The organism is Hyphomonas sp. BRH_c22, assembly GCF_000961795.1.
Classification (GTDB): domain Bacteria; phylum Pseudomonadota; class Alphaproteobacteria; order Caulobacterales; family Hyphomonadaceae; genus Hyphomonas.
The window spans coordinates 1-6,457 of record NZ_LADU01000100.1; the positions used below are offsets into that span (position 1 = coordinate 1).

The window sequence follows — 6,457 nt, forward strand, 5'->3', positions numbered from 1 at the left end:
CGGGTCGGCACGTCGGCAGGCGGCGCGCGCGCAAAGGCTGTCCTCGCCTGGAACCCGCAGACCGGCGAGTTCCGGTCCGGCCAGGCTCTGGCCGGGGAGGGGTTCAGCCAGTGGCTGATGAAATTCGATGGTGTGCATGGCAATCGCGACCGGGAACTGGCTGATCCGCAGGGCTTCGGCCGCATCGAATATGCCTATTCCCTGATGGCGCGTGCCGCCGGCATCGACATGGAAGCGTGCCGCTTGCACGAGGAAGGCGGCCGCGCGCATTTCATGACCAGGCGGTTCGACCGGACGCCAACCGGCGCCAAGCTGCATATGCAGTCGCTTGGCGCGCTCATGCACTATGATTTCAACATGGCCGGGGCCTATGCCTATGAGCAGGCGTTGCAGGCGATCCGGCGCCTGCAGCTTCCGATGGGTGATATCGAGCGCCAGGTTCGACGGACCTTCTTCAATCTTGTCGCGCGCAACCAGGACGACCATGTCAAGAACATCGCCTTCCTGATGGACCGGGATGGCACCTGGCGCCTCTCGCCCGCCTTTGATGTGGCCTATTCCTACAATCCGTCCGGCGCCTGGACGAGCCAGCACCAGATGAGCGTCAACGGGAAGCGCGACCTGTTCGAGGTCGAGGACCTGATCGCCTTTGCCGGCACCGGCGGCGTCAAGCCGGTCAAGGCAAGGTCCATCCTGGCCGAGGTGTCGCAATCTGTTGTGCAATGGCGTCATCATGCCGAGGCAGCAGGTATGCCAGAGGGTGATATGGAGCGGATTGAGCGAGCGCATCGCCGCGACCTGCTGGTCTAGGGGCTGTGGGCGATCGTGAGAACAGAGATCCATGACAGCGTCCGTGCGGTTCATAAGAATGCCATGCCGGAGACCCTTCACACACTGGACGATTGCAAAGAGTAGCTGACCTGCGCGGCAGAGAGCCTCCGCAGGCAGCGGCCCTTACCGGTCTGCGTGGGCAGGCGGCTCGAGACATCAATAGCACGCCTGTCTTTGCCGCAGGTGAGACTGCTGTGGGGAGAAGGTTCGGCTATGGAAGAAAGCCTTCAATGGGGCGCCTGCTTCTCTGAGGGCGAGGGCATGACGGATTTCTGCCGGTCTTTTCAGGATATCCTGAAAAGACCGGCCACGCGATTTTGGACCGCTACAAGGTGGAAGGACCGTCGGCCATGCGTGATCAGTCGCTGGGAGTTCGCTAGGGGAGTGAGTGGCTTGCTGTGCCGCACGGGTCATTCAATTTCATCACTATCGCTTTGCCATACGGGGTGCGGCGACTTTCTTTTGCCGCGTGACGTCAGTTTCTCGTTGAGTCTGGTAGTGCCTGGCGCATCAATGAAAGCCCGGTGCTGGCGACGCGTGAGGGCGTATGACATGAGGCATGCAGGTCGGAAAAGTGACGATGCACCAATCCTGCCTGGATGTGTGGATCGCGTTTCACTTTTCGGATCAGGAGGATGCGAGCTATGACCGGCGGCAAGCCGAGAGCAGCGCGGGCACCTTCTGAAATGGATTTACGGGTCTCCGCGCATCTGCGGGCGCACCGTCAGGCCTGCAGCATGACGCTCGTGGAACTCGCCGGGCTTGTGGGCATATCGCATCAGCAGTTGCAGAAGTACGAGACCGGCATGAACCGGATTTCTGCAGGCATGCTGTACGAAGTGGCAAAGCGGCTCGACGTGCCTCTTGCCGACTTCTTTGCATGCGAGGAGGCAAATGAAGACGATTTCGTCTCGCCGTCGCCAACCACGTCAGGCGAAGTGACAGTGCCGCGCGCGTTCCGATGAAGGTCGCCGATTGTACGGCACAAACGCCCATGCCCCGTCGCTGGGATGTCAGTGCGCAGTAAAACCGTACAGCAACAGGATGTCCCCGAATTCCGTGACGTGCCGGAACTGCATATGCTGAGCCTCCTGTGGCCGGACATGCAGCACGGATGAAAAAACAATCATAAGAGGAAATGTTTGACTTTGCATTAACCGGATATCGAGGCGCTTCCAATTGTGTAATCTGGTTATAATCAATACTATTTCTCATTATGCGAGGTTTAGGATATCTGCACCAGAAAGTATGCTAAGGTAGAAAATTTGAGACCAAGTATTGATTAGGGTGCCTCATGCAGCCAGCTAATTGGAACAATCTAGGCCGTGCCATTCCTGCGCTGCGGAAAGAGTTGGATGCTGCGGACGTTCTCAACATTCTGATCGCGCTGGCCTGCGTCCTCGCCATGTCGGTTCTGGGTGCATTCGGTCCTCTCGCACTGAAACTCCTAATCGACGGACTTTCAGTTCATGACACAAACAGCTTTCAGCAGAAGCAGGGTCTCATTCTGGCTGCGCTGTTGGTATCCTATGTGGCCGCGCAGGTGCTTGGCCGGATCGCAGCTGAGGTCAGGTTGTTCCTGTTCGGGGCAGCCGACCAGGCAGTCGCCCGCAAGCTCGGGCGAAAGGTGTTCGCCCATGTGATAGCACTACCTCTCTCTTTCCACCGTGAGACGTCGACCGGTGCTTTGACGCAAACGGTCGAGAACGGCCTGCAGGGGTTTCGGCTTGTCATGCAACATGCCTTCTTCACGATCCTGCCGGGCGTGATTGAAGTCGTGCTCATGAGCCTAGTCATTGCCCGTGTGCTTGACCTTGCTTTCCTGACCATATTCAGCGTCTGCGCCCTCGCTTATGCGATCGTCTTTTCTGCAGGCGCGCGGACAATCATGAAGGCAAGCCGCGCAATCTCCACGGCTCGGATTGAGGCGAATGCAGCGCTGGCCGACAGTCTGCTCAATGTCGAGACCGTCAAGGCATTCGGGGGGGAGGGGGCAGTTACGGGTAGGTTCGACGCAGCCCTCGCCCATGCGCAAGCACGCTGGCGATCTTTCTATCGCGCGCGGTTCACGAACGGACTTTTCATCGCCTTTGTGTTTTGCGCGGGCCTGACCGCGACACTCTGGATTGCGATCATACAGGTCCAATCCGGTGCCATGACGGTCGGCGATCTCGTGCTGGTCAACACCTACATGCTCCAGGTTGTCCGGCCGATGGAACTGCTCGGTGCCGGCGTGAGGGATATCGGCCAGGGCACAGCGTTCGCAGAGCGGCTGCTCGATCTGCTTGATACGCCCCTCAGGGAAAAGCCAGACTCCGGTGGAGCCAAGGTCTTTCCGGATGCGACGCTGCCGGCGATCCGGTTCGAGAACGTTTGCTTTGCATACCAGGCGCAGCAACGTGTACTCGATGGCGTAAGCTTTGACATTGCGCCCGGTTCCACAACTGCAATTGTGGGGACTTCAGGCGCTGGCAAATCGACCATCTGCCGCCTGCTCTTGAGGTTTCATGACCCGGATTCGGGCCGCATCCTTATCGACGGCATTCCGATTTCTCATTATGCACCGGCAGACCTGCAGCGGCTGATTGCCGTGATTCCCCAGGACACAACGCTTTTTAATGCCAGTCTGGCCTCCAATATCGCCTTCCCTGACCTCGAAGCTGCGACAGAGGAGGTCGAATGGGCCGCACGACTCGCCCATCTCGAACACCTCATCTCGGGCCTTCCCGACGGTCTTGCGACGATTGTCGGCGAGCGAGGCCTCAAACTATCAGGGGGCGAGAGGCAACGGGTTGCCATAGCCCGGGCCATGCTCCGCCACCCGAAATTGCTCATCGCGGACGAGGCGACTTCAGCGCTCGATTCAGGCGCCGAAGCGAGCATCCTTCGCAATATTAAATCTGCAGCGCATGGAACAACCACGATGATCATTGCTCATCGCCTTTCCAGCATTATACACGCCGATCAAATCATCGTCCTGGACAAGGGAAGGGTCGCCGAAAGCGGCCGCCACGAAGACCTGCTAGAAACTGATGGTCTGTATGCAAGACTATGGAGAGCCCAGCTTGGTGGGCTTTCATTTGGCTAAAGATCTTAGAATGGCAAAATATTAGTTGAGCATCATTTGTTACGTTTCGGGGGTGATGCAAGTAATTCATCGGGTTCAATGTCGAGTGCCTCGGCCAGTCTCGCAAGGATATCGATTGTCACACTATATATGCGTCTTTCGAGCAGGCTTACATAGGTCCGATCAATGCCGGCCAAATGTGCAAGTTCCTCCTGCGATAACCCTTTCGCACGTCGAAATTTCTTTAGATTTTGCGCGAAGACTTCTCGGATATTCATCGCCGAGAGTGGAATGATATGCAGAGTATGTGGCCACGGAGAATACTCTGCATTTTTCCGCTGACTTTTGTGCCAGTCAGCGTCGCTCACAGTCGATGAAAAATTCCAGCATCTATTTCGGCCGCAAACTCGAAAAGTCTTTAATTTTCGATTGATTGCGAACAGGATCCCTGTGTGGGCTCTCTCAGTAGTTCCATAGATGGGGTCTCCAAAGCGTCGGCGAGCTTTGCAAGGACATCAATACTCGCACTGTAGACGCACCGTTCTAACAAACTCACGTAAGTTCGGTCGACGTCTGCGAGATCGGCGAGCTCTTCCTGCGACAGACCTTTGGTCTGTCGCAGGAATCGCAAATTAGCAGCAAAAATCTCACGGATGTTCATCTCCGCCAAAGGACTGGGTTGAAGAGGATACAACCACGGAGTATACTCCGAATTGAGGAGTGATTTTGGGTTGTCCAATTGCTACTGGCTTAGCGGACCGATGTTGAAAGCACCAAATCTGTCCGTCGTCAGGTATTTTGAGACTTCAGGCTGCCTGACTTAAGGAGGGTCTGGCGCATCTGGGTTTGAGTTAAGCAGCGGATTGGGCGTGCTGCAAGCGCCGTAGTTTCATGGTCCTCCTTTTGATTTTCTCGCGTTCGAGCAGGATGGTTTGGCCTCGGCCCGTATAGACATCTGCCGGGGTGAGATTGTTCAGGCTCTCGTGATAGCGCTGGTGGTTGTAGTATCCGACGAAGGCGTCGACCTGTGCTTCAAGATCTCCCGGCAGGAAGTAGTTTTCCAGCAGGATGCGGTTCTTCAGGGTCTGATGCCAGCGCTCGATCTTTCCTTGCGTCTGGGGATGATAGGGCGCCCCGCGTGTATGCGCCATGCCCTTGCTGGCAAGATACTCAGCTAGGTCGCCAGAGATGTAAGATGGTCCGTTGTCTGAGAGTAGTCTCGGACGATGAACCACATTCGTCTCATCGAGACCTGAAGCCTCCAGTGCCAGGTTGAGCGTATCCTCAACATCGCTCGTCGCCATGCCGGTGCAGAGCTTCCAGGCGATGATGTAGCGGGAGAAGTCATCAAGCACAGTGGACAGATAGAACCATCCCCAGCCGATCACTTTCAGATAGGTGAAGTCGGTCTGCCAGAGCTGGTTCGGCGCGGTGGTCTTCTCCCTGAACTCATCGGCCGCTTTCATTACGATGAAGGCCGGGCTCGTAATCATGTCATGGGCCTTCAGAAGCCGGTAGACACTGGCTTCCGAGACGAAGTAGCGCTTCTCATCGGTGAACGTCACCGCCAGTTCGCGGGGAGAGAGTTCCGGCTGATCCAGGGCCATTTCCAGCACCTGCTGACGCACCTCATTCGGGATGCGGTTCCATACGCGGCCAGAGCCACCACGCCGGTCTTCGAGAGCAGTTTCACCGAACCGGCGATACAGATCATACCATCTGTAAAAGGTCGGACGCGACACGCCGATCTGCTCCAGCGTCTTCTTCACCGGCTGGTGCGATTGCTCGACCAGCCGGATGATCTCAAGCTTCTCGGATGCGGGATACCTCATTCGGTATCCTCCCCATCCCCGATCACGCTTTTTTTCAGAATGCGGTTTTCCAGCGTCAGGTCGGCCACGACCTCCTTCAGATCCCGCATCTCACGCTTCAGGCCGCTCACCTCACCGGACGTCGCCTGGCGTTCCGTGTCGCCCGACAGCCGCTTTTTGCCGGCTTCGAGAAACTCCTTCGACCAAGTGTAGTATAGCCCCTGAGCGATCCCCTCGCGCCGGCACAGTTCGGCAATCGAATACTCTCCGCGCAGGCCTTCCAGCACAATGCGGATCTTCTCTTCGGCGGAGAATTTTCGCCGGGTCTTCCGGCGGATTTCTTTTACATGTCGTTCGGCCGATCCTTCCGGCCCGGATTTCTGTCTCATCTTCGCTCCCTTGGCGGGCTACGATGTGCCAGAAATCCTCCTTAAGCAATTTGGCCGATCTGTCTCACAGTCGCTGACGGGGAACAGCAACATTCGACCGCCAGCTTGACCGTTTTCGTAATGCCGAGGAGATCGTTGCCCGGTATTCGGGGACCAGGCAGGCCTCTGAACGAAGTCATGTCGCATGAGCGAGCCGAATCTGCCGCTTCCGACACCGGCGCAGCAGGCGACGTTCACGCGCGACGGCGTCGTTTGTTTGCGGAACGTTCTGGCGCCTGGTGAAATTGAGCACCTGCGCCAGGCCGTCGCGCGCCAGATGGACGATCTGCGCGCATCCCCGACAGGCTATGACTTTGAAG

At 57.2% G+C, this 6,457-nt stretch carries 6 protein-coding genes; 3 read left to right on the forward strand and 3 right to left on the reverse strand.

The features are described from left to right. From VR74_RS14000 to VR74_RS14015, 3 genes are all read left to right on the forward strand, one after another. Positions 1-810 (forward strand): type II toxin-antitoxin system HipA family toxin (locus VR74_RS14000; RefSeq protein WP_045697851.1); only part of this gene is annotated, 810 nt, incomplete at its 5' end. Between the two features lie 665 nt (positions 811-1,475). After that, positions 1,476-1,796, forward strand: coding sequence for a helix-turn-helix transcriptional regulator (locus VR74_RS14005; protein ID WP_299950615.1), 321 nt, complete (start codon positions 1,476-1,478; stop codon positions 1,794-1,796). A 329-nt stretch (positions 1,797-2,125) separates the two neighbouring features. Next, positions 2,126-3,919, forward strand: coding sequence for an ABC transporter ATP-binding protein (locus VR74_RS14015; RefSeq protein ID WP_045697855.1), 1,794 nt, complete (start codon positions 2,126-2,128; stop codon positions 3,917-3,919). Between the two features lie 32 nt (positions 3,920-3,951). Here the strand turns inward: VR74_RS14015 and VR74_RS21100 are convergent, their stop codons facing one another. From VR74_RS21100 to VR74_RS14025, 3 genes are all read right to left on the reverse strand, one after another. Beyond that, positions 3,952-4,176 carry a helix-turn-helix transcriptional regulator gene (locus VR74_RS21100; protein WP_299950621.1) on the reverse strand — a complete coding sequence of 75 codons (225 nt, stop codon included), beginning with the start codon at positions 4,174-4,176 and terminating at the stop codon, positions 3,952-3,954. A gap of 140 nt (positions 4,177-4,316) precedes the next feature. Next, the gene (locus tag VR74_RS14020; protein WP_045697856.1) at positions 4,317-4,559 is read right to left on the reverse strand and encodes a helix-turn-helix transcriptional regulator; all 243 of its coding nucleotides are present in this window, start codon (positions 4,557-4,559) and stop codon (positions 4,317-4,319) included. A 190-nt stretch (positions 4,560-4,749) separates the two neighbouring features. Then, positions 4,750-6,098, reverse strand: a protein-coding gene (locus tag VR74_RS14025; RefSeq protein WP_299950618.1) for an IS3 family transposase whose coding sequence is annotated in 2 segments (ribosomal slippage) — positions 4,750-5,765 and positions 5,765-6,098 — 1,350 coding nt in all. Because the reading frame shifts where the segments join, the coding sequence is not laid out codon by codon here. Positions 6,099-6,457 lie beyond the last annotated feature (359 nt).

Bases quoted from the DNA above. Each gene is read 5' to 3' on its own strand.
- VR74_RS14005 (WP_299950615.1), top strand. From the start codon at position 1,476: ATGACCGGCGGCAAGCCGAGAGCAGCGCGGGCACCTTCTGAAATGGAT.
- VR74_RS14015 (WP_045697855.1), top strand. From the start codon at position 2,126: ATGCAGCCAGCTAATTGGAACAATCTAGGCCGTGCCATTCCTGCGCTG.
- VR74_RS21100 (WP_299950621.1), bottom strand. From the start codon at position 4,176: ATGAATATCCGAGAAGTCTTCGCGCAAAATCTAAAGAAATTTCGACGT.
- VR74_RS14020 (WP_045697856.1), bottom strand. From the start codon at position 4,559: ATGAACATCCGTGAGATTTTTGCTGCTAATTTGCGATTCCTGCGACAG.